Source organism: Kineosporia succinea, assembly GCF_030811555.1.
GTDB classification, from domain to species: Bacteria; Actinomycetota; Actinomycetes; order Actinomycetales; family Kineosporiaceae; genus Kineosporia; species Kineosporia succinea.
In genome coordinates this window covers 1497367-1518867 of the sequence record NZ_JAUSQZ010000001.1, presented here as the reverse complement: position 1 = coordinate 1518867, position 21501 = coordinate 1497367, and the positions used below count along the sequence as shown (strand labels likewise).

The window sequence follows — 21501 nt, the reverse complement described above, 5'->3', positions numbered from 1 at the left end:
GTTACCCCGCGGGAATCGACCCGCCGGAATCCCGGCCCCGTGCCGGTGTGCGTTTCCGGATCCGGATCATTTTATGAGTCGGCCGGATTTGCGCCAGATCCCAGAAATTCTCCTTGCCACCACAGTGCGGTGTCGAACGCATATCTATGCCCTCCAGGTGTCGCCTAAATCCGCGTTCGGGCTGATGGCCTGCGGAAATCACCCCGGGTGGCACTTCGGCGCCCATCACGCCCCCGACCGGAATTCGCCGTAAGCTGACAACGGCCCGGACTGCTCGTGCAGTCCGGCGCGTTGTGCTGTTCGAAAATCGCCCCACATCCCCGCCGTAGCCCCGGAGCCATGAGCCTCACCGGAATCCTCGACCTGCTCGCCGCCGACCGCGCCGTGAACGATGTTCTGCGGATCGCCCGGGAGGGCGGCGAGCCCCTGCTCGACCTCACCGGCCCGCCCGGCCTGCGCGCACCCCTGGTCGCCGCGCTGGCCGGCGACGCGCCCGCGGGGGCCGCCCGCCCGGTCCTGGCGGTGACCGCCACCGGCCGGGAGGCCGAAGACCTGGCCGCGGCCCTGCGCTGTTTCCTGCCCGAGCACACCGTGGCCGAGTTCGGGGCCTGGGAGACGCTGCCGCACGAGCGTCTGAGCCCGCGCAGCGACACCGTGGGCCGCCGGATCGCGGTGCTGCGCCGCCTCGCCCACCCGGAGACCGACGAGCACGGCCCGGTGCGGGTCGTCGTCGCCCCGGTGCGGGCGGTGCTGCAGCCCGTGGTGGCCGGTCTCGGCGACCTCGAGCCGGTGGCCCTGCACCAGGGCCAGGAGGCCGAGCTCACCGACGTCGTGGAGCGCCTCGCCGCCGCGGCCTACAGCCGCACCGACCTGGTCGAGCGGCGCGGCGAGTTCGCCGTGCGCGGCGGCATCCTCGACGTCTTCCCGCCCACCGAGGAGCATCCGCTGCGGGTGGAGTTCTGGGGCGACGAGGTCGAGGAGATCCGTTACTTCGCGGTGGCCGACCAGCGCTCGCTGCAGGTCGCCGAGAGCGGGCTGTGGGCCCCGCCGTGCCGGGAACTGCTGCTGACCGACTCGGTGAAGCTGAAGGCGGCCGATCTCGCCGAGCGCCTGCCCGGCGTGGCCGACCTGCTCGGCAAGGTCGCGGCCGGCGTCGCCGTCGAGGGCATGGAGTCGCTGACCCCGGTGCTGGTCGACGCGATGGAGTCGGTGCTCGACGTGCTGCCGGAGGGCACCCACGTGGTGCTGGCCGACCCCGAGCGCATCCGGGCCCGGGCCCACGACCTGGTCGCCACCAGCGAGGAGTTCCTGCAGGCGAGCTGGCTGAGCGCGGCCGCGGGCAGCGCGGTGCCGGTCGACCTGGAGCCGGTCCTGGGCACCGGCTCGTTCTGGACGCTGGCCGACGTGCGCGCCCACGCCCTCAAGCAGGGCCTGCCCTGGTGGACGATCTCGCCGTTCGGCCTGGACGAGACCGGGCAGGCGGCGCACGACGAGGGTGACGAGGGCGCGGTCGTCCTGGTGCCCGAGATCAACGCCCCCGAGCCGTACCGCGGCGACCGGGAGCGGGCCATCGCGGACATCGGCCGCTGGCTGCACGACGGCTGGCGGGTCGCCGTGATCACCGAGGGCGGCGGCCTGGCCCGGCGCGTGGTCGAGATGCTGACCGAGGCCGACCTGGCCGCGGTGACGGTCGAATCGCTGGACGAGCCTCCCGCGCCCTCGGTCGCCGCGGTCGGGACCGGCCGTCTGGGGCAGGGTTTCATCGCCCCGGCGCAGCAGTTCGCGGTGCTCACCGAGACCGACCTGACCGGTGGGTCGGCGCCCGGCACCACCACCAAGGACATGCGCCGCATGCCCGCGCGGCGCAAGAACGTCGTCGACCCGATGCAGCTCACCACCGGCGACAACGTGGTGCACGAGCAGCACGGCGTGGGCAAGTTCGTGGAGCTGGTGCAGCGCACGGTCGGCGGGGCCACCCGCGAGTACCTGGTGATCGAGTACGCGCCGAGCAAGCGGGGCCAGCCGGGCGACCGGCTGTTCGTGCCCACCGACGCGCTCGACCAGGTCACCCGCTACGTGGGCGGCGAGCAGCCGACGCTGAACAAGCTCGGCGGCACCGACTGGGCCAAGACCAAGGGCCGGGCCCGCAAGGCGGTCAAGCAGATCGCCGGCGAGCTGATCCAGCTCTACTCGGCGCGGATGGCCACGAGCGGCCACGCGTTCGGGCCCGACACGCCCTGGCAGCGCGAGCTGGAAGACGCCTTCGCCTACGTGGAGACGCCCGACCAGCTGGTCACCATCGACGAGGTCAAGCAGGACATGGAGAAGACGGTCCCGATGGACCGGCTGATCTGTGGTGACGTCGGCTACGGCAAGACCGAGATCGCGGTGCGGGCGGCGTTCAAGGCGGTGCAGGACGGCAAGCAGGTGGCCGTGCTGGTGCCGACCACGCTGCTCGTGCAGCAGCACCTCGACACCTTCGTCGAGCGGTACGTGAACTTCCCGGTGAACGTGAAGGGCCTGTCCCGGTTCTCGAGCGAGGCCGAGGCCCGCGCGGTCAAGGAGGGCATCACCGACGGCTCGGTCGACGTGGTCATCGGTACCCACCGGCTGCTCACCGGCGAGATCACGTTCAAGGACCTGGGCCTGGTGGTGATCGACGAGGAGCAGCGCTTCGGCGTCGAGCACAAGGAGCGCCTGAAGCAGCTGCGCACCAACGTCGACGTGCTGGCGATGAGCGCCACGCCGATCCCGCGCACACTCGAGCTGGCCGTCACCGGAATCCGTGAGATGTCCACGCTGGCCACGCCTCCCGAGGAGCGGCACCCGGTGCTGACCTTCGTGGGGGGTTACGACGAGCGGCAGATCTCGGCCGCCATCCGGCGTGAGCTGCTGCGTGAGGGGCAGGTCTTCTTCATCCACAACCGGGTGGAGTCGATCGACCGCACCGCCGCGCGGCTGCACGAGCTGGTGCCCGAGGCCCGCATCGCCACCGCCCACGGCAAGATGGGTGAGCACCAGCTCGAGCAGGTGATGGTCGACTTCTGGGAGAAGCGCTTCGACGTGCTGGTCTGCACGACCATCATCGAGACCGGCCTGGACATCTCCAACGCCAACACGCTGATCCTGGAACGCGCCGACATGATGGGCCTTTCGCAGCTGCACCAGCTGCGCGGCCGGGTCGGCCGAGGGCGGGAGCGGGCCTACGCCTACTTCCTCTACCCGAGCGAGAAGCCCCTCACCGAAACGGCTCTCGACCGTCTGCAGACCATCGCGGCGAACACCGACCTGGGCGCCGGTATGCGCGTCGCGATGAAAGACCTGGAGATCCGCGGCGCCGGTAACCTTCTCGGCGGTGAGCAGTCCGGGCACATCGCGGGCGTCGGGTTCGACCTCTACATCCGGCTGGTCGGCGAGGCCGTGGCCGAGTTCCGCGGTGAGAACGAGCAGGAGCACCAGGAGGTCAAGATCGACCTCCCGGTCGACGCGCACCTGCCCACGGCCTACCTGCCCGACGAGCGGCTGCGTCTGGAGGCCTACCGCAAGCTGGCCGAGGTCTCGTCCGACGAGGCGCTGGACGCCGTGAAGGCCGAGCTGGTCGACCGTTACGGCCCACTGCCCGACGTGGTCACGAACCTGCTCGAGGTCGCCCGGCTGCGGATCCTGGCCCGGCAGGCGGGGCTCTCGGAGATCACGACGATGGGCAAGGCGATCCGGTTCGGCCCGATCGACCTGCCCGACTCGGCCCGCATGCGGCTGCACCGGCTCTACCCGGGCACGCAGGACAAGCCCGCCACCAAGACGGTGCTGGTGCCGGGCCCGACGACGGCCCGCATCGGTGGCCGGCCGCTGCGTGACGTGGCGGTGCTGACCTGGGCGCGCGAGTTCATCGAGTCGGTGCTGCTGAACTCGGTGAGGGCGGCGGCGACGGTGGGCACCAAGCGCTGAACCACTGATCAACTGATGGCGGACGCGTCGGGGCACCGACGCGTCCGCCATCGGGTTTTGTTGTGAAGGTCACCCTTACCCTCCAGTGGCTCGTGCGTGAGCGGTAGCATCCCGAGCGTGATTGCGACCCGGCGCCGGGTGGGCGCTCTAGTGGCTGGTGTTCTTGCTCTGACGCTCGCGGGCTGCGGCAGCAGCCAGGCCGGGGCGGCCGCGGTCATCGGTGACCGCCGGATCCCCGTCTCCGACGTGCAAGACGGATTCAGCGACGTGGTGCCGCTGGTCGGGCAGGACGCCCAGATCACCCAGGCCCAGATCCTGAACCTGCTGATCCTCGAGCCGTACCTGAGCCAGGCCGCGGCCTCGCTGGGGCGCGGGGTCTCGGACGCCGACGCGAAGCTCGACATCGGTGCCTCGGGCGTGGTGAAGGCCGAGGACGTGAGCGAGGCCGGCCTCGAGGTGTGGAAGGCGAACATGGCCAACACCGCCCTGCAGACCGACCGCAGCGCCGACGACATCACCACGTCGTACAAGGCGATCGAGGCCGAGATGAAGAAGGCGGGCGTGCACATCAACCCGCGGTACGGCGACGGCATCGACTACTCGACGTTCAGCATCACGCAGTCGCAGCCGGACTGGCTGGCGGGTGGGGCCGAGACCCCGGCCGCCGAGGTTCCGGTGGAAGAAGCCCCGGCCGACGGGGCGACGCCGTAGTGGCTGCTCGCGTCACGGTTCTGCTGACCAGCCCCCGTACCGCCCCCGGCCTGCTGAGCTTTCCGGCCTGGGAACGGCTGCGGGCGGCCGACGCGGTGCTCGCCGCCGACCCGGATCCGGCCTGGCAGGAGGCCTTTTCGCAGGCCGGCGTGTCGCTGGAAGACGTCTCCGGGGTGCCGGTGGCTCTCCGGGCCGGGCGGCTGGTGGAGGAGGCCGCCGACGGTCGCGAACTGGTGTGGTGGGGGAGTGAGGACGGCGACCCGGGGCTGACCGACGCGCTGGCCGAGCACCTCTCCCGGCGGGCGGTGGCCTCGCGGCCGCCCGAGGTCGAGGTGCTCACCGGCTCGTACGACATGCCCGGCGCCCGGCTGCTCGACCTGGTCGCGGTGATGGACACGCTGCGCTCGCCCGGCGGCTGCCCCTGGGACGCCGAGCAGACCCACACCTCGCTGCTGCCCTACCTCCTGGAGGAGGCGCACGAGGTGATCGAGGCGGTGGAGTCGGACGACGCCGCGCACCTCGAGGAAGAACTCGGAGACCTGCTGCTGCAGGTGGTGTTCCACGCCCGGGTGGCGCAGGACGGGTACGGGTTCGGGATCGACGAGGTGGCCGCGGGGATCGTGGCCAAGCTGATCCGGCGGCACCCGCACGTCTTCTCCGCGGCCGGGTCCTCTTCGAGTGCGGCCGAGGTCGAGGAGACCTGGGAGATGCTGAAGGCGACGGAGAAGGCCGGCCGCTCCGGGTTCGAGGGGATCCCCGCGACCCTGCCCGCCCTGGCCCGGGCGCAGAAGATGCTGGGGCGACTCTCCCGGGCCGGGGTCGATGTGGACGTCGCGGTCGAGAAGGCTTCCCAGGGGGACGAGCTGGCCGCCGCACTGTTGCGGGTCGTCGTGCTGGCGCGGGCCTCGGGGGCGGACGCCGAGGCCTCGCTGCGGGCGGCGCTGGGACGGCTCGTACCGCCGGAGCAGTAGGTTGTGCCCTTCTGCGACAACCCGAAAGGCAGTTCACCCATGAGCCCGCAGCTGCTCCACTCCGGCAAGGTGCGCGACGTCTACGCCGACGGTGACGACCTGATCCTGGTCGCCTCCGACCGGGTCTCGGTCTACGACGTGATCCTGCCGACCCCGGTGCCGGACAAGGGCAAGATCCTGACGCAGCTCTCGCTGTTCTGGTTCGATCAGCTGAAAGACCTGGTGCCGCACCACATCGTGTCGGCCACCGACGTCCCCGCCGAGTGGGAGGGCCGGGCCGTACGGGTCAAGAAGCTCAGCATGGTGCCGGTGGAGTGCATCGCCCGCGGCTACCTGGCGGGCCTCGGCCTGGAGGAGTACCGCCGCGACCGGGCCGTCTCCGGGGTGTCCCTGCCCGACGGCCTGCTCGAGGGCTCGAAGCTGCCGTCGCCCATCTTCACGCCGACCACCAAGGCCACCGAGGGGCACGACGAGTTCATCACCTTCGACGAGGTGGTGGCCGAGCACGGCGCCGACCTGAGCGACCGGCTGCGTGAGCTGACCCTGGCCGTGTACGCCCGGGGCGCCGAGATCGCCGCCCGCAGCGGCGTCATCATCGCCGACACCAAGCTCGAGTTCGGCATCGACGCGTCCGGTGAGCTGGTGCTGGGCGACGAGGTGCTCACGCCCGACTCGTCGCGGTTCTGGCCGGCCGACACCTGGACGCCGGGTGGCCCGCAGAAGTCGTGGGACAAGCAGTTCGTGCGCGACTGGTCGCTGAAGAGCGGCTGGGACAAGACCTACCCCGGTCCGGAGATCCCGCCGGAGATCGTGGACTCCACGCGCGCGCTCTACGTGGACGTCTACGAGCGCATCACGGGCAACCGCTGGTAATTCTGCCTTCCGGCACCGGTTCACGAACGGGCATCGTGCGGCACGATGGGGTGCATGCGCGAGCAGCAGGACGACGACCCGATCGTGACCGCCCGGTTCCGTGACGCGGCGACCAAGGTGCTGGACGCCCTCCTCGAGGCCGCACCCGAGGAGGCCACCCGGCTCGGCGAGCACCGCTACGACGAGCTCACCACCGAGCTCACCGTCGAGGCGACCATCCGCCGGGCGTCGATGCTGGTCGACGCCATGTCGGCGCTCGACGACGTGGACGACACCGCGCTCACCCCCGACGACCGGGTCGACCTGGAGATCCTGCGCACCCGGGTCAGCGGCACGCTCTGGGAGCAGACCGAGCTGCGCCGGTTCGAGAACGACCCGCTGCTGCACCTGCCCGGCGAGGGGCTCTACCCGCTGATCACCCGGGAGGGCCCGGCGCCGGAGCGGCTGCGCGCCCTGGCGGCCCGGCTCGGGCAGGTGCCGCAGCGGCTCGAGCAGGCCCGCTCGGTGCTGCGCGACATGCCCCGGCTCTGTGTGCAGACCGCGGTCGACCAGGCCCGGGGCACCCGCCCGCTGCTCACCGAAGACCTGGAACCGCTGCTGGCGCAAGACGAGTCGCTGGCCGTGGCGGTGCGCAAGGTGCGTGACGAGGCCCTCGAGGCGCTCGAGGACCACACCCGCTGGCTGGAGTCACAGCTGCCGGTCAGCGACGGCGACCCGCGCCTGGGCGAGCTCAACTACGCGGCCCGGCTCTGGTACACGCTCGACACCGAGACCAGCCCGGACGCCCTGCTCACCCGGGCCGAGAGCGACCTGCAGGCGATCGAGGAGGAGATCGCCGAGCTGGCCGGGCGCATCAGTGGCCGCCCGATGTCGGAGACCCTGGTGCGCGAGGTGCTCGACGAGGCCGCCGCGTCCGCCCCGGTGACCGATGCCACCGTGCGCCCGCTCTGCGAGGAGGCCCTGGTCCTGCTGGCCGACCGGGTGCGCGAACTCGACCTGGTCACCGTTCCGCCCACCCCGGTGCGGGTGATCGGGATGCCGCCGTCGCGGGCCGGGATCTCGGTGGCCTACTGCGACCCGCCCGGCCCGCTCGAGCCGGGGGCCGCGCAGGGGCTCCTGCCCACCTTCTTCGCGGTGGCCACGGAACTCGGCGACGAAGACCTGCGCCGTGAGTACAACGGCCACATGCTGCGCAACCTCGCGGTGCACGAAGGGTTTCCGGGGCACGCGCTGCAGCTGGCGCACGGCAACCGTTACCGCGGCTCGACGCCGGTGCGCAGCGCGATCCGCAGCGGCACGTTCATCGAGGGCTGGGCGGTGTACGCCGAGGAGCTGATGGCGTCGTTCGGGCTCGGCGCGGGCCGGGCCGAGGACGATGTCTGGCTGCGCCTGATGACCCTGAAGATGGCCCTGCGCAGTGCGATCAACGCGGTGCTGGACGTGCGGGTGCACGCCCACGGGATGACCCGCGACGAGGCGATGCGGCTGATGACGGCCCGGGGGCACCAGGAAGAGGGCGAGGCCGCGGGCAAGTGGCGCCGGGCGCTGCTCACCTCGACCCAGCTGTCCACCTACTACGTCGGGCACCGCGAGATCCGCGATCTGGCCGGGCGGGTGCACGCCGAGAACCCGGAGTGGTCGAAACGGCAGGTGCACGACGAACTGCTGGCCCACGGGGCCCCGCCGCCGCGTCACCTGCGTGCCCTGCTCGGCCTCGAGTGAGCATTCGCAGGACCTTTGGCCCCCGGACACCTGCCCCCAGGTGAGGGGAGGGCGTCAGGCCTGACGATAAGGTCGGTAACGCAGTTCTTCCACAGTCGTAACGGTCGGCTATTCGGTCTGACGAGCAGGAGCGCGAAACATGGCAACCATCGAGGCCGTCGGAGCCCGGGAAATCCTGGACTCGCGGGGCAACCCCACCGTCGAGGTCGAGGTGGCGCTGGACGACGGCACCATCGCGCGGGCCGCGGTTCCGTCCGGCGCCTCCACGGGCGCCTTCGAGGCGGTCGAGCGCCGTGACGGTGACAAGAAGCGCTACCTGGGCAAGGGCGTCGAGAACGCGGTCAACGCCGTGCTCGACCAGATCCAGCCCGCGCTGCTCGGCTTCGAGGCCAGCGACCAGCGCATGGTCGACCAGGCGATGCTCGACCTGGACGGCACCGACAACAAGGCCAACCTGGGTGCGAACGCCATCCTCGGCGCCTCTCTCGCCGTGGCCAAGGCCGCGGCCGAGTCGGCCGAGCTGCCGCTGTTCCGCTACCTCGGTGGCCCGAACGCCCACATCCTCCCGGTGCCGATGATGAACATCGTCAACGGTGGCGCCCACGCCGACAGCGGCGTGGACGTGCAGGAGTTCATGATCGCCCCGTTCGGCGCGCCCTCCTTCAAGGAGGCCCTGCGCATGGGCGCCGAGGTCTACCACTCGCTCAAGTCGGTGCTGAAGGCCCAGGGCCTCTCGACCGGTCTGGGTGACGAGGGTGGCTTCGCCCCGAGCGTCGCCGGCACCAAGGAGGCCCTGGAGCTCATCGCCACGGCCATCGACAAGGCCGGCTACGTGCTGGGCACCGACCTGGGCCTGGCGCTCGACGTCGCCGCCACCGAGTTCCACAGCGAGGGCGTGTACTCGTTCGAGGGCGCCAAGCGCTCCTCGGCCGAGATGATCGAGTTCTACACCAGCCTGGTCAACGACTACCCGCTGGTCTCCATCGAGGACCCGCTGGACGAGAGCGACTGGCAGGGCTGGACCGACCTCACCACCGCGGTCGGCTCCAAGGTGCAGATCGTCGGCGACGACCTGTTCGTCACCAACCCGGCGCGTCTGCAGCAGGGCATCGAGACCGGCGCCGCGAACGCGCTGCTGGTCAAGGTCAACCAGATCGGCACCCTGACCGAGACGTTCGACGCCGTGGCCCTGGCCCACCGCAGCGGCTACCGCGCCATGATGAGCCACCGCTCGGGCGAGACCGAGGACACCACGATCGCCGACCTGGCCGTCGCGGTCGACTGCGGTCAGATCAAGACCGGTGCCCCGGCCCGTTCCGACCGGGTGGCGAAGTACAACCAGCTGCTGCGCATCGAGGAAGAGCTCGACGACGCCGCGGTGTACGCCGGCGCCGGCGCGTTCCCCCGGTTCAACCACCGATGAGCCCTCGCCGTCCGCCCGCACCCGGCTCCGGTGGGATCCCCGATCCCGCCGGAGGGCCACGTGCCCCCCGGGCGCGGGCGGGCGGCTCCGGTGCGTCAGCCGGTTCGGCCCGGCAGCCCGGTTCGCCCCGGCAGCCCGGTTCGCCCCGGCAGCCCGGTTCGGCCCGGCAGCCGGGTTCGGCCGGGTCGCCGGGTTCGGCCCGTAAGGCTGCTGCTCCCCGCGCGGGACAGCCGCTGAAGGCCTCTTCGAAGAAGCCGGTGAAGAAGCCCGCGACGACCGCCGAGAAGGTCGTTGCGGCCAAGAAGAGGCAGGCCGCGGCCGTCCGCGCCCTGCACACCCCGCCGAAGAAGCGCGCGGTCGCCCGCACCACCGCCTCCCGCTCCGGCGGGCTGCGGCCCACGAGCACCCGCCCGGGTTCGGCCCGGCCGCGGTCGGGCTCGACCGGCCGTGGCTCCCGCGGCCGCGGGTTCGCCCTCGGAACCGGCCGCCCGATCTGGGTTCTCGGTGCCGTGATGGCGGCCCTCGCGCTGCTCACCCTGCCCTACTTCCAGAAGTGGCTGGTGCAGCGCGCGGAGATCGAGTCGATGCGTTCCGAGGTCACCCAGGCCCAGAACGACGTCGAGTCCCTGAAGAAGCAGCAGGAACGCTGGAAGGACGACGACTACGTGCGAGCCCAGGCCCGGGCCCGGCTGGACTACGTGATGCCCGGTGAGATCGGTTACGCGGTCCCCGGTGCCACGCCCACGCCGCAGGCCGACCCGAGCAGCACCGGCGCCGCCGACGTGCCCGCGGGCAACCAGTCCTGGTTCTCCAGCGTCTGGGTGTCCGCCCAGGCCGCCGGTTCCCAGGGTGAGGCCCAGGCCACCACCGAGGTGCCGTGAGCGCCGCCGAAGCCCAGCGCGATCCGGGTCCCAGCCCGGCCACCGCTGAAGACCTCGAGATCATGCACCGCCAGCTGGGCCGTCCCATGCGCAATGTCGTCGCCGTCGGGGCCCGTTGCCCTTGCGGTCAGCCGGATGTGGTGCAGACTGCCCCCAGGCTGGACGACGGAACGCCGTTCCCCACCATGTACTACCTGACTTGTCCCAAGGCCGCGGGTGCGATCGGCACCCTCGAGGCCGGCGGGCTGATGAAGGAGATGACGGCCCGGATCGCCGACGATCCGGACCTGGCAGCCGCCCAGCGTCGGGCGCACGAGGACTATCTCCAGCGGCGGGCCGAACTCGCCCAGGTGCCCGAGATCGCCGGCGTCAGCGCCGGTGGGATGCCTGACCGGGTGAAGTGCCTCCACGTCTACGCCGCGCACGCGCTCGCGGCCGGCCGGGGGGTGAATCCGCTGGGGGACGAGGTTCTCGACGCCCTGCCGTGCTGGTGGGAGAGAGGGCCCTGCGGAGTGGAGGAACGATGACGAGGGTTGCTGCGATCGACTGCGGCACCAACTCGATACGGCTGCTGATCGCCGACATGAGCCGCAGCCGCGGCACTCTCGTCGACGTCGAGCGCCGGATGGAGATCGTGCGGCTGGGCCAGGGGGTGGACCAGACCGGTGAGATCAATCCCGAGGCGATGGAACGCACCCTGGAGGCCGCGCGCCGCTACGCCGACCTCTGCCACCGGCACGAGGTGCACGCGATCCGGTTCGTCGCCACGTCGGCGACCCGGGACGCGCGCAACCGCAAGATCTTCGTGGCGGGCATCCGTGACGCGCTGGGCGTGGAGCCCGAGGTGATCCCGGGCGCCGAAGAGGCCGAGCTGTCGTTCACCGGCGCCACCGCGGGCCTGCCCGGCACCCACCCCGCGCCCTCCCTGGTGGTCGACCTGGGCGGCGGCTCGACCGAGTTCGTGCTCGGCGAGAAGCGCGTGGAGAGCGCGATCTCGGTGAACGTGGGCTGTGTCCGGCTCACCGAGCGGCACCTGCGCAGCGACCCGCCGACCCCCGCCGAGATCGCCGCCGCCACGGCCGACATCGACGCGGCCCTGGCCCAGGTGGCCGAGAAGGTCCCGCTCGAGGAGGCCCGCACCCTGGTCGGGGTGGCCGGCTCGATCACCACCGTCACCGCCCACGCGCTGGGCCTGTCGTCGTACGACCCGAAGGCCATCCACGGCGCCGAGCTCACTCTCGACCAGGTCGAGCGGGCCTGCACCGAGCTGATCGAGATGCCGCGCGCGCAGCGGGCCGAGCTGCCGTTCATGCACCCCGGCCGGGTCGACGTGATCGGCGCCGGGGCCCTGGTGTGGCGCCGCATCGTGGAGCGCATGGGGGCGACCGGGCGCATCAGCACCCAGGTCACCTCCGAGCACGACATCCTCGACGGTATGGCCTGGGGACTCGCCTAAACCGTCACGGGAACCTCTACGCGCACCCGCGAGGCGTGCGCGTAGAGGTTCATCGAGTCGCCCCGCACGAACCCGGCCAGCGTCAGCCCGGCCTCCTCGGCCAGATCGACCGCGAGCGTCGAGGGTGCGGAAACCGCCGACAGCACCGGGATCCCGGCCATCGTCGCCTTCTGCGTCAGCTCGAACGAGGCCCGCCCGCTGACCTGCAGCACGGTGTTCGACGCGGGCAGCAGCCCGTGGGTGAGCGCCCAGCCCACGACCTTGTCCACCGCGTTGTGCCGGCCCACGTCCTCCCGCACGCAGAGCAGCTCGCCCTCGGGCGTGAAGAGCCCGGCCGCGTGCAGGCCGCCGGTGCGGTCGAACGCGCGCTGCGCCTCCCGCAGCCGGTCGGGCAGCGACACCAGCACCCCGGCGTCGATCAGGGGCGCGACCTCGAGCGGCCGGTCGGGCCGCCGGTTCAGCACCTCGGCGATCGTGTCGCTCCCGCACACCCCACAGGCCGACGACGTGGCCCCCAGACGCGGCTGCGGAACCGGGACGCCGGGGGCGAGACCCACGCGCACGGTGTCGGTGTCGCACGAGGTCAGTTCGGTCAGGTCGGAGGACGAGCGGGCCACGCCCTCGGCCACCAGCCAGCCGAGCGCCAGCTCCAGGTCGTGACCCGGGGTGCGCATGGTGGTGGCGATGGTGGTCTCACCGGCCTTGATGGTCAGCGGTGCCTCCACCGCGAGTGAGTCGGGGCGGGTGGTCGCCGCGGCCCCGGGGCTTCCTGCCCCACGCACGCGGACGACCCGGCGACGGTCCACGAGATGTCCCATGTCATCAGCCTAAGCCTGCCCGGCTTTCTGTGACGCTCGCCGGTTCCGCACACCGGGCCCGCGCGACCGCATAACCTGTGATCCACGCCCTCGTAGCCCAACGGCAGAGGCAGGCGCCTTAAAAGCGCTTCAGTACGGGTTCGAATCCCGTCGGGGGCACCGGACCCGCCACGGCGCGGTCATGTTCGGTTCCCTCGCGGTCTGGTCGGTACTAGCGTCCGTCGTCCCGTGGGCCTAGGCGGGCGTCATGGGTTGGAGTCGAGACACTCCGGTTGTGGATGAGCCAAAAGGTGGCGAAGTCGGCCAGCATTGATCGAAACTCGGCCGGCCGCATGGGCTTGACGAGGAATCCGTTGGCTCCCCTGTCATAACACTGCTGAATGTCCCGCTCGCCCTCCGACCCGGTGAACATGACGACCGGTATGTGACGGAACAAGGGGTCACTCTTGATCTCCCTCAGGAGTTCGAGCCCGTCGACCCTCGGCATCTTCAGATCGCAGAGCACCACCCGCGGATCGTGTCGGCCTCGACCGGTGAAGGCCTCACGTCGGTGGAGGTAGTCGAGTGCCTCGGCCCCGTCGTTCAGGCAGTCCATGCGGTCGGCGGCCCAACCGGCCGAGACCAGAGCGTGGGTGATCATCTCCTGATCAGTCGGATCGTCGTCGACCAGCAGGAGACGGTCCTGGGTCAGGACGTTCACGACGCCTCCGGGCGGGTGTGGGGCAGGGTGAACCCGATGCGGGCGCCGCCGGAGGGCTCGCTGTTGGCGAAGACCTTTCCACCGTGGCGCTCGATGATGCGGCGGACCGAGGCGAGGCCGATGCCCGTGCCGAGGCCGGCACGATCCTCGTGCAGTCGTACGAAGACGTCGAACACCTTCTGCTGGTAGTTCATGTCGAAGCCGATTCCGTTGTCCGAGACGGTGCAGACGACCTGGCCGTCCACGATGTCGCCGGCGATGCTGATCCGGCTGGGCCGGACCTCGGCCGTGTACTTGATCGCGTTGTCGACGAGATTGTGCAGGGCCAGCATCAAGAGCTGCTCGTCCCCGAGGCACACGGGGAGCCGGGCGATCTGCCACTCCACCGGGCGGTCAGGATTGTCCCGGGCGAAGGCGTCGCAAACAGATCTGGCCAACGCGTCCAGGTCGACATCGGTGATGCGGAGCGAGGTCCGCCCGAGACGGGCGAAGGCCAGCAGGTCGTCGATGAGACGACCTCCCCAGTCGGCCGAGCGGGTCAGGCTGTCCACCAGGCCGGACAGCCCGTCGGGCACCGCCGGACCGGTATCCACGACCTCGCGAATCCGCTCGGCGAACTGTGAGATGTGCCGGAGAGGTGCCCGCAGGTCGTGGGCCACGGAATAGGTGAAACTCTCCAACTCGCGGTTGGCGTCGCTCAGCTGGACGCTGAGCCTGGACTGAACTTGCACGGTCTGCCGCAGCAGCAGACTGGTGACGACGTCGCGCATCTTCTCCGCCATCTCGTTGTCGATGGGTGACCAGGCACGTGACCGGTCGTGGATCTCTTCGTCCCACGGCGAGAAGTCGGCCGGCAGCAGCGAGGCGGGAAACTGCTCGCCGGCACGGGGTCGCTGTTCACCGGCCCACGAGACGATCTGGCGGACCGAAGAGCGAAACCACAAGAGGTACCGCGGACGTTCGCCCGGGAGGGACACGGCCAGCAGCCCTGTGACCGAGTCCCGCAGCGGTGCCGGAAGATGCGCCGAGGATTCGTACGCCGCGATCTCACCGTGGTCGTCCTGATCCAGGAAACGAGCCAGCGAGGTCAACTCGGCGGGAGACGGGGTCCGGCCCACCCGGGTGACCGCGTCGCCTGTCACCTGCGCCACCCCGTCGGCCTCGGTCAGACTCAGCCAGAGGTCGGGACGGATCGTGATGCAGGCCCCCGGCTCCGGCACAGTGCTCAGCACTTCGGCCAGTTCGGAGGCCAGGCGCCGTCGTTCGCCATGGCGCCTCTCCTGTTCGGCCCGGAGCAGAGATCCCCAGTGTTCTGAGGCGATCTGGCCGACCAGCGCGCACACGGTCCGGGTGCGTCGGTCGATCGCACGGGGGCGGTCGTGATGGCACGACACCATTCCCCAGAGTTCCCCGTCGATGACGAGGGAGACCGACATCGAGGCCGGTGTACGCATGCGGCGCATGAACTCGCGGTGGTGATCGGAGGTGCTGCGAAGGTGAACGGCACCGAGGTCGAGAGGCTGTCCGTCGACCGGGCTCAACTCCGGTTCCAGCGGTACCGGGACGTAGTCGACGTCGGGGACCTGCCGGACGGGAACCTGGAGGTAGAGACGGCGGGCTTGGGCCGGGACGTGCCGAGCGGGAAATCGGAGCCCCAGATAGGCGGTGGTGCCGTCGGCGCTCTCCTCGGCCAGAACAGTGCAGTCTCCGTTCTCGGCGAACTGGTAGACGACGACACGGTGAAAACCGGTGAGGACCCGCAATTCTGAAACCAGCTGGGCTGCCAGGTCCTGGCTCCGGTCGGTCGCCAGCAATCGCGCGAAACGGCTCGACAGGTCTCCCAGCGCCTCCGGGGGGTCACCGGGCCGGGAGGTGCGCCAGGGTTCGAACTCAACAATGACACCCTGCTGTGTCAGATGGGCCAGGGTGCTGAGGTCCCTCGCCGGCGCGGCGAGGCGCAGGCCGAGAGGGGAGGTCGGGCCCAGAGGCAGCCATTCGGCCAGGGCTGTGGTCAAGGGCTCGAGCCAGTCGTTCCCCGGGTGCGTCAGACAGGTGCCGACGGGCAGATCGCTGCCGGTGACCAGTTCGAGATTCTGACTTCTCTGCATCATCTGGAAACCTTGTGGGTCCAGGACCATCAGGGCACCGTGCGGCTGAATGCAGCCAGGTGTCCGGATGGGTTCACGTGAGCACGGCTCCAGCTCCAGTTCCGGGAACGTCGTCATCGCCACACAGGTCCGGTCTGACCGGGGGCGGTGGGCCGTGCGCCGGGACCGGCCGGTCCTGGACGGGAGGGTGATGGGGCGCAGTCGAGCGGCGTTCGGGGTCCGGCCATTTCGGCCCTCCTTCAAGAAGACATCGGCGTACGCGGTGGGCGGCAAGATCGGATCTGTTCAAGGTGGGACGTGGCCGCGGTCGCAGCCGGTGAGAAAACCCCGCTCATAGTGGCCCGAGAAATAAAGTGCGTAAAGAGATCTCATCAGAACGGGGTCCAAGGTCCTGAACCGAATTCGGATCGACGGTCGGTATGGACGGCACGGGTCTGTTTCGTCGGCCTTCTTTGCCCTCGATGACCTCGATGCGGGGTCATCTGCGATGCATAGTGGTGTCATGGTTGATCAAGGAAGATCAAGACGGTGGATGCTGGTGTGTACGGCTCTGATGCTCTTGCTGCCAGTGGTTCCGGCCCGGGCCGCGACGGCGACAGATGCGGGGATCGCCGGTCGTGCCACGGTGAGGTCGGGCGCCGCCCGCTTCCAGGTGCTCTCGCCCACCCTGATCCGCACCGAGTACGCCGGTGACGAGAAGTTCGTCGACGCGGGCACGTTCAACGTGGTCGGCCGAAAGTCCTTCGCACCGCCCCGGTTCACCAGCCGCACCAGCCAGGGCTGGCTCACCATCGACACCGGTGAGCTCGAGCTGCGCTACAAGACCGGCTCGGGCGCCTTCGGCGACGACAATCTGCGCATCGCCCTGAAGGCGGGCAGGCAGAACGTCGAGGCCTCGCCGTGGGCCGGGAAGGGCGTCAAGAGCTGCGACTACGGCAGTCTCTGCGAGGCCGAGGGGCTCACCTCGGAGGGTCTCGGTGTGGCCACCAACCACAGTGGTTACACCGGAGCCGGTTTCGTGGCCGGGTTCGAGAGCACGGGCAATGCTCTGAAGCTGATGGTGGACGCGCCGGTCGCCGGCGCCTCGCAGCTCGCCCTGCGCTACGCGAACGACCGCGGTGCGGACGGGCAGGTCACCGCCCGCACGTTGCGGGTGTCGGTGGACGGGGACGCGGGGACGTCGTTCCCGTTGCCTCCCAGCGGTTCGTGGGACACCTGGGCCGTGGCCACCGTGCCGCTGTCGCTGACCGCGGGGCGGCACGAGATCACCGTGCTGCGCGGTCCGGCCGAGTCGGGGCAGGTGAACGTCGACAGCCTGGCCGTGCTCGCGGCCGGGGCGGCCTACCCGGCGCCGAGTGCGCCGGAGCCGGAACCCTGCGTCTTCGGCACGGTCTGCGAGGCCGAGACCGGCGCGCCGGCCGGTGGGGCGAAGGTCGCGGACGACCACAACGGCTTCTCCGGAAGCGGTTTCGTGGCCGGGCTGGAGAGCGCGAACGCCTCCGACATGATCACCGTGACCGGGGTGCCGAAGGCCGGCCGGTACCGCCTGCAGCTGCGGTACGCCAACGGCAAGGCGGGTTCCCAGGCCGTGCAGAAGCGTTCGGTGAGTGTGCGGGTCGGCTCGGCCGCCGCGTCCACCATGGAGCTGGAACCCACCAGCGGCTGGGACTACTGGCGCACCGACACCGCCCCCGTGACCCTGGCCAAGGGCACGAACACCGTGAGGATCGCCTGCCCGGCGGCTGATTCCTGCCACGTGAACATCGACACGGTGGCCCTGACCACCTCGGCGTCACCGGTGCTCGCCCCGCACGCGGCCCTGGGCGGCTACCGGCGCGGGCTCGACGGCGTGAACGGTGACACGAAGACCAACCCGGGCCTGCTCTACCACGACGGCTGGTCGCTGCTCGACGACACCACCTCGGCGCTCTGGGACCCGTCGAAGAAGAAGGTGACGCAACGGGTCTCGCACACCGGCGGCTATCAGGACGGTTACGTCTTCGGCTACGGCCAGGACTACACCACGGCCCTGAGCGACCTCTCCAAGCTCACCGGGCCGACCCTGACGCTGCCCGAATGGGCCTACGGCGTCTGGTACGCCGAGTACTACGACCGCACGGACGCCGAGTTCAGGGCCATCGTCGAGCGTTTCGAGAAGGAGAAGGTGCCGCTCGACGTGCTCGTGGTCGACACCGACTTCAAGGCCCCGGACAAGTGGAACGGCTGGTCGGTCGACCCGACCCGGTTCCCCGACCCCAAGGCCTTCAACGCCTGGCTGCACCAGAAGGGTCTGCACACCACCTGGAACATCCACCCGAGCATCCTGGGCAGCGACCAGAAGTTCGCGGCCGCACAGGCCACGGCCAAGGGCAAGCTGCAGCGCACGGGCTGCAACGGCGGCGCCGACTGCTACACCTTCGACTGGGGCGATCCCGACCAGCTGAAGGCCTATCTCGACCTGCACGACGACGTCGAGAAGACCGGCGTGGACTTCTGGTGGCTCGACTGGTGCTGCGACGCCTCCCGTTCCACGCTCCCGGGCGTGACCGGCGACGCGTGGATCAACCAGCAGTACGCGCAGCGCAACGGTTTCGCGTTCAGCCGGGCCTACGGCTCGCTCCAGTCGGGCGGCTACGGCAACCCGACGGCGGTCTCGACCGGTCCCTGGGCCGACAAGCGCACCACGCTCCACTTCACCGGTGACACCATCTCGACCTGGGAAACCCTGCGGATGCTGGTCGGTTACACACCCGGCGAGTCGGTGGCGACCGGTCTGGCGTCGATCAGTCACGACATCGGCGGGCACACCGGCGGGCTGCAGGAGCCGGGCACCGAACCGGGCAGCACCAAGCTTCCCGACGACCTGTACGCGCGCTGGGTGCAGCTCGGCACGTTCCAGCCGATCGACCGGCTGCACTCCAACCACAGCGACCGGCTGCCCTGGCAGTACGGAGCCGAGGCGGAGGCGTCGGCCGCGAAGTTCCTGCGCCTGCGCGAGAAGCTGCGGCCGTACACCTACCGGGCCGCCAAGGAGGCGACCCGCACCGGTACCCCGATCGTGCGTCCGCTCTACCTGGCCTACCCGGGCGAGCAGGAGGCCTACGCCACGGCCGGGGCCGAGTATCTCTACGGTCCGGACTATCTCGTGGCCCCGGTGACGACGGGCGGCGCGAGCGCGACCACGTCGGTGTGGTTCCCGCCGGGCAGCAGCTGGACGGACTACTTCACCGGCAAGAAGTACAAGGGTGGCACGACCGCGGAGGTGACCACCGGGCTGGACACCATGCCGGTGTTCGTGCGCGGGCGCTGAGTCGTGGCGGTGGGCCGGGCCCCGCGGGTCCGGCCCACCGCTCAGTCCTCCGGGTCCTGCCGGATCACCAGGGGATTGGTCGCGTTCGGGTCGAAGGCGGGGTTGTCGTAGCTCAGGTCGTCGTAGCCGGGCGGCCGGAAGGTCCAGGCGGTCTCCGGCTCGGGCGCGGGCTCGACGGGCACGAACGGGGTGAAGCCGGTCGGCGGGTTCAGGCTCTGCCAGCCCGGTTTCGGCGCCGCCAGCAGGTTGCCCTGAGCGTGGGTGACCCCGAGGGCGGCGAGGTGGCCCAGGTCGCGGGCCGTCTCGGCGCCCTCGGCGCAGATCAGCGAGTTCATCGACTCGGCGTAGTTCACCAGGCCGCGCACCACGGCGGTGCGTCCCCGGTCACCGGCGCTGCCGACCACCAGGGTGCGGTCGATCTTGACCATGTCGGGCTGGAGCATGGCCAGCCGGGCGAACTCCTGGGCGCCCGCGCCGACGTCGTCCAGGGCGATACCCGCGCCCCGGTCGCGCAGGTCGTTGACCACGCGCAGCAGGTCGTTCATGTCGACGTCGCCCGGGTCCTCGCTGAGCTCGATGGTCACGCCGGCCAGGTCGTCGGGCAGGCCGGTGCGCATGCGGGCCGACATCAGTGCGCGGGCCGAGGCGTTGACGTAGAGGTCGTGGTCCTTCGGGCGGTCGGGCAGGTCGAGAGCGGCCCGGATCGCGGCCAGTTCGAGCAGGTCGCCGAAGCCCTCGCGGTAGGCCTGGCGGAACACCTCGCTGGTGTCTGGGAAGGTGCCGGGGAAGTCGAAGCGGGCCAGGGCCTCGTGCGCGCAGACCTGCTGCACCCGCAGGTCGACGATCGGCTGGGTGACCATCTCGAACTTCGGCATCCGGTGCACCCGGCGGCGGCCACGCCGCGAGGCCAGGGGCGGCCCGGACTCGTCGGCCGGGCGGATCGGGTCGGCCTTGACGGTGATCGAGGTGAACGAGATCGGGCCGGTGGGCGGTCCGGCCGGGGGCTCGTCACCGGCGATGACGACGCGGTCGCGGCCGGCGCGCTTGGCCGCGTACAGCGCCTCGTCGGCGGCCGCGACGGCCTTGCCCGGGTCGGTCAGCGGGTCCCACTGCGCGACCCCGGCCGAGAAGGTCTGGCCGTGCGGCGTCACCGACCGCAGCCGCTCCAGCACGGTGGCCAGCTGGAGCGGGCTGAAACCGGGGGCCAGGAGGGCGAACTCCTCGCCGCCGTAGCGCGCGAGCAGGGCCGGCGGGCGGATCTGGGCGGTCCAGGCGGCCACCGAGTCGCGCAGCAGCATGTCGCCGGCCTGGTGCCCCTTGGTGTCGTTGAAGGTCTTGAACTTGTCCAGGTCGATCATCGCGATGCACAGCGAGGTCCCGTGTTCGCGGGCCATGTCGGTGGCCCGCTTGAGCTCGTAGTCCCAGGTGCGCCGGTTCGGGGCGCCGGTCAGGCCGTCGGTGCGCACCAGGCCCTCGAGGCGCACCGACTGGTCCTGCACGGTCGAGATCAGCCAGAGGATGCGCACCAGGATGAGCAGGCAGACCAGCAGCATGCCGGCGGCGATGATCGGCCAGTGCCGGGCCGCGCTGCCGAAACCGTCGGCCAGCAGCACCATGCCGGGAAGGATCAGCGCGACCACCAGGGCGGCCTGGCGACGCAGGCTGAGCGTGGTCTCGGCCGGGGTGGGCTCCGGGTCGGCCAGTTCGCGCATCGACGGGGTGCAGGCGGCGGCGCCGATCAGCAGGTACCCGAACAGCCAGCCGGCGTCGACCAGGCCGTTGGAGTCGGCGCTGGAGGTGATCAGCGAGGTGACCTGATAACCGGTGTCGGCCGCCAGCATCAGGAACAGGCCACTGGCGAGCAGCGTGTACGAGAGCGTGTGGGCGCTGGGCACCGAGTACATCCGGGCCAGCACGCCGAGCAGGAACAGGTCGCCGAGCAGGTACGCGGTGCCGACGGCCTTGGTGGTCAGGGTGAGTGACGAGGTCTCGGCCAGCGGGGCGATCAGGAACACGCCGATCACCACGCCGACGCTGGTGGTCACCACCAGCGCGTCGATCACGGCGCCGGCGTCGCGGCTGCCGCCGCGGGCCCGGGAGAAGTCGAGCGTGGCGGCGGCCAGCACCGGGAAGGCGCACAGCGAGAGCAGGTCGGACAGGGCGGGGAGGTTGCTCGACACGTCAAGGCCGCCGTCGAGGACGGCGACGACGTCGCCGAGGACCCAGAGCGCGGCGCCCCCGAGCATCAGGTACCAGCCGCGGCGGCGGGCGGGGCGGTGATGGAGGACGCCGAACAGCCCGGTCAGCACGGCACCGATGGCGACGAGCGAGTGGAGGAGGTCGGCGGCGGCACCCGGCACCAGGGCCTGCAGCGCGATCAGGAGGACGAGCACACCCAGGGCGCCGAGCAGGACGGGCGAGGGCGTGTTGCCGCGCGCGGCCGGTTCGGTCTCCTCGCGCCGGTCCTGCCGATCGCGGGTCAGCACGAAGGCTTGCACCGGAGCCCGTCGGTTCCGCGGTGCCGGGACAGCCGGTCGGGCCGTCCCGTCCGGGCGCCGCTCATCTCGTCCTGACTCCTGC

General features: G+C 70.8%; 14 protein-coding genes and 1 tRNA gene. 11 read left to right on the top strand and 4 right to left on the bottom strand.

All coding sequences use genetic code 11. The features are described from left to right. Window positions 1–339 precede the first annotated feature (339 nt). The 9 genes from mfd to J2S57_RS06735 all read left to right on the top strand — a co-directional run bounded on the left by mfd (window position 340) and on the right by J2S57_RS06735 (window position 11985). Entirely contained in the window at window positions 340–3948 is a 3609-nt protein-coding gene (gene mfd, locus J2S57_RS06775; RefSeq protein WP_307239554.1) for a transcription-repair coupling factor, read from the top strand. 117 nt (window positions 3949–4065) lie between these two features. Next, window positions 4066–4659 carry a SurA N-terminal domain-containing protein gene (locus J2S57_RS06770; protein ID WP_307239552.1) on the top strand — a complete coding sequence of 198 codons (594 nt, stop codon included), beginning with the start codon at window positions 4066–4068 and terminating at the stop codon, window positions 4657–4659. Then, the gene (locus tag J2S57_RS06765) at window positions 4659–5630 is read left to right on the top strand and encodes a nucleoside triphosphate pyrophosphohydrolase (RefSeq protein WP_307239550.1); all 972 of its coding nucleotides are present in this window, start codon (window positions 4659–4661) and stop codon (window positions 5628–5630) included. The genes J2S57_RS06770 and J2S57_RS06765 overlap by 1 nt, the downstream gene beginning before the upstream one ends. Before the next feature lie 39 nt (window positions 5631–5669). Continuing rightward, entirely contained in the window at window positions 5670–6503 is an 834-nt protein-coding gene (locus tag J2S57_RS06760) for a phosphoribosylaminoimidazolesuccinocarboxamide synthase (protein ID WP_307239548.1), read from the top strand. Window positions 6504–6557: 54 nt separating this feature from the next. Continuing rightward, window positions 6558–8225 (top strand): DUF885 domain-containing protein, encoded by a 1668-nt coding sequence (locus J2S57_RS06755; protein WP_307239546.1) that lies wholly within the window; start codon window positions 6558–6560, stop codon window positions 8223–8225. Window positions 8226–8364: 139 nt separating this feature from the next. After that, on the top strand, window positions 8365–9648 hold the full coding sequence (gene eno, locus J2S57_RS06750; protein WP_307239544.1) for a phosphopyruvate hydratase: 1284 nt from the start codon (window positions 8365–8367) through the stop codon (window positions 9646–9648). A gap of 257 nt (window positions 9649–9905) precedes the next feature. Next, window positions 9906–10529, top strand: a complete 624-nt coding sequence (locus J2S57_RS06745; protein WP_307239542.1) for an FtsB family cell division protein — start codon at window positions 9906–9908, stop codon at window positions 10527–10529. Between the two features lie 62 nt (window positions 10530–10591). Next, window positions 10592–11056 carry a DUF501 domain-containing protein gene (locus J2S57_RS06740; protein ID WP_370882582.1) on the top strand — a complete coding sequence of 155 codons (465 nt, stop codon included), beginning with the start codon at window positions 10592–10594 and terminating at the stop codon, window positions 11054–11056. Continuing rightward, window positions 11053–11985, top strand: coding sequence for a Ppx/GppA phosphatase family protein (locus tag J2S57_RS06735; RefSeq protein ID WP_307239538.1), 933 nt, complete (start codon window positions 11053–11055; stop codon window positions 11983–11985). Before J2S57_RS06740 ends, J2S57_RS06735 begins: the two co-directional genes overlap by 4 nt. On the opposite strand, the gene fdhD is transcribed toward J2S57_RS06735, so the two are convergent. Beyond that, window positions 11982–12803, bottom strand: a complete 822-nt coding sequence (gene fdhD / locus J2S57_RS06730; protein WP_307239536.1) for a formate dehydrogenase accessory sulfurtransferase FdhD — start codon at window positions 12801–12803, stop codon at window positions 11982–11984. The two genes, J2S57_RS06735 and fdhD, sit on opposite strands and share 4 nt — an antisense overlap. An 86-nt stretch (window positions 12804–12889) precedes the next feature. On the opposite strand from fdhD, the gene J2S57_RS06725 reads away from it, so the two are divergent. Then, window positions 12890–12962 (top strand) — tRNA-Leu (locus tag J2S57_RS06725). A gap of 52 nt (window positions 12963–13014) precedes the next feature. Here J2S57_RS06725 and J2S57_RS06720 read toward each other — a convergent pair. Beyond that, window positions 13015–13503 (bottom strand): response regulator, encoded by a 489-nt coding sequence (locus J2S57_RS06720; protein WP_307239533.1) that lies wholly within the window; start codon window positions 13501–13503, stop codon window positions 13015–13017. Beyond that, a complete protein-coding gene (locus tag J2S57_RS06715; protein ID WP_307251002.1) occupies window positions 13500–15728 on the bottom strand; it encodes an ATP-binding protein in 2229 nt (742 codons plus the stop codon). Before J2S57_RS06715 ends, J2S57_RS06720 begins: the two co-directional genes overlap by 4 nt. 436 nt (window positions 15729–16164) lie before the next feature. Here J2S57_RS06715 and J2S57_RS06710 point away from each other — a divergent pair, with 436 nt between their 5' ends. Continuing rightward, entirely contained in the window at window positions 16165–18921 is a 2757-nt protein-coding gene (locus J2S57_RS06710) for a TIM-barrel domain-containing protein (protein ID WP_307239531.1), read from the top strand. Between the two features lie 41 nt (window positions 18922–18962). Here J2S57_RS06710 and J2S57_RS06705 read toward each other — a convergent pair whose 3' ends face one another. Further along, window positions 18963–21407: a bifunctional diguanylate cyclase/phosphodiesterase gene (locus J2S57_RS06705; RefSeq protein ID WP_307239510.1), complete on the bottom strand. Its 2445-nt coding sequence runs from the start codon at window positions 21405–21407 to the stop codon at window positions 18963–18965. Between the last annotated feature and the right edge of the window lie 94 nt (window positions 21408–21501).